The organism is Novosphingobium sp. FG90, from assembly GCF_057808725.1.
In genome coordinates this window covers 1-1,168 of sequence record NZ_JBMDIO010000103.1, presented here as the reverse complement: position 1 = coordinate 1,168, position 1,168 = coordinate 1, and the positions used below count along the sequence as shown (strand labels likewise).

The following is a 1,168-nucleotide window of genomic DNA, read 5'->3' as shown; positions in this document are numbered from 1 at the left end:
GAGGCAGGGGGCCTGCACATTTAACGAAATTAACCATGTCTTTAACAATTCGAAGGAAGTATTCCATGAATACACATTCCAGAAGGATGCGTTCGGCATTGATGACCGGCGCAAGTACGGCGCTTCTCGCCACATTGGGCGGGACTCAAGTCTTGGCGGCAGGGCCGTCGGATACGACGACCTCGACCCAATCAATCAGCGTCCAGCAGGGCTTCAATGACTACAGCTCGTCTTCGCCGAGCCTTGCTCTGAATGGCAACACCCAAGGGTCGGTCAATACGACGGTCAGCAACAATGATGCGACCGCCTATGCGCTGACAAATAGCACGGTGACCGTAGGTTCGTCGGCGACGACTGGCAACGCCTCGACCGCGACCGGTTACGCCAATACGGCGACCCTGACGGTCAACGGCGACCTCAACAATGTCACCGGCTCGGGCTATGCGAGCGAGACAGCCTCGTCCAATGCCGGCACGAATGGCGCGACCGTTGTGGATGTTACCGACATCGGCATCGCCCTGACGCAGCAGAACAGCAGCGCGACGGCATCGGTCGCCGATGGCACCGACATGGGCATCACCATCGATCACGGCATGTCGGGCAGCACCGCGAAGATCGCCGGCAACAGCCAGAGCGCGACGGGCGTGCTGAACTCGGGCGTGACCGCGCTCGACACCAGCGTCAACAGTACGAGCGGTTCGTCCGGCATTGGTGTAGCGCAGTCGAGCCTCAACGGTTCGCTGACCGCTTCGGTGTCCTCGCTCGACAAATTTTCGACCGGCTCGGGGCCGTCGACCACGGCGCTCACGGGTAGCACGGTCGATCTGACCAACAATAGCCAGGCCGCCACCGCCGTCGCCAACTCGGGCTCCAACAGCCAGGCTGTTTCCGGGAATAACGTGACGCTGGCAGGCCAGAGCACCGGCCAGGCGAGCGCAGGCAGCGGCAGCGCCACGATTGGTGGCTATGCCACCTCTTCGAAGCAGGAACTGGCGGTTACCAGCGCTGGCGCCAAGACCGTTACCGCTTCGGTTGATGATGCGGCAGGCACCGCAGGATATTTGGCCACTGTCACCGGCAATGTGACCGGCTCGACGTTGGCCAACGACAGCAACTCGGCTCGCGCTCTGGCGCGCGGCAACGAGGTTTCGAACGCGACCACGATCGA

2 protein-coding genes are annotated in these 1,168 nt (G+C 61.8%); both read left to right on the top strand.

Features of this window, described 5'->3' with window-relative positions; genetic code table 11:
* Positions 1-220: hypothetical protein (locus ACODRZ_RS26710; protein WP_488973187.1), on the top strand; the 220-nt coding region annotated here is incomplete at its 5' end.
* A gap of 109 nt (positions 221-329) precedes the next feature.
* Positions 330-1,168 (top strand): hypothetical protein (locus tag ACODRZ_RS26705; protein ID WP_488973186.1); only part of this gene is annotated, 839 nt, incomplete at its 3' end.